This is a genomic window from Vibrio sp. 1288 (assembly GCF_033344475.1).
On the sequence record NZ_JAWPOX010000518.1, the window covers coordinates 1 to 704 of the forward strand.

1 protein-coding gene and 1 pseudogene are annotated in these 704 nt (G+C 47.3%); both read right to left on the bottom strand.

All coding sequences use genetic code 11. The features are described from left to right. Positions 1-221: pseudogene (locus tag R8O11_RS27750) on the bottom strand (polyphosphate kinase 2); the annotation flags it as partial. A gap of 69 nt (positions 222-290) precedes the next feature. Further along, positions 291-704, bottom strand: a 414-nt coding sequence (locus R8O11_RS27755) for a copper homeostasis protein CutC (RefSeq protein ID WP_318194939.1), incomplete at its 5' end; no start/stop codon positions are given.

Genomic DNA, 704 nt, shown 5'->3' on the forward strand with positions numbered 1-704 from the left:
TCTTTTTCAGTCGGTGCGGGCAATGCCACTACGCGGCAAACTCGGTGATTTAACTTTTCCGTAATTCTCTTAATTACGCCGCCTTTGCCTGCGGCATCACGGCCTTCAAACAGAACGACGACTTTTAGTCCTTTGTGTTTAACCCATTCTTGCAGCTTTACCAATTCGACCTGCAGCTTTTTAAGCTCTTGTTCGTATTCCTTTTTCTTTAGCTTAGACATTATTCGTTCCTCACTCCTTGATGCTCAATATGTTAGCACTCAACGTAGGAAGTGGGGATTTCGAGTGTGTTATTTGAGAGCTGCTGCGACGTTGGCGATGACTTGAGTACTGGTAATAGGAATCGCAAAATCATCGACATCTGAAGCGCCCATTTTGCTTTGTTCAGCAACAAAGGTCATTTGGCTAGGGCGTGTGGTTTTGCCTGAAAGATGGACTTCTTGCACGTTCGTGTTTTTGACTAAATCACGGGCGTTGTCTGCATTCACTCCCGCCCCGGCCATGATCGCAATGCGCCCTTGGGCTTGCTCCACAAGAGATTTAAGTACGCTCTCGCCTGCTGGTGCAGATGGAGCGAGGCCTGAAGTCAGAATACGTTCACAACCTAAATAGATGATATCTTCCAACGCTTGTTCTGCATTGCGGCATTGATCAAACGCACGATGAAACGTGATGCCAAGACCCAGAGCTTGTGCAAACTCGCA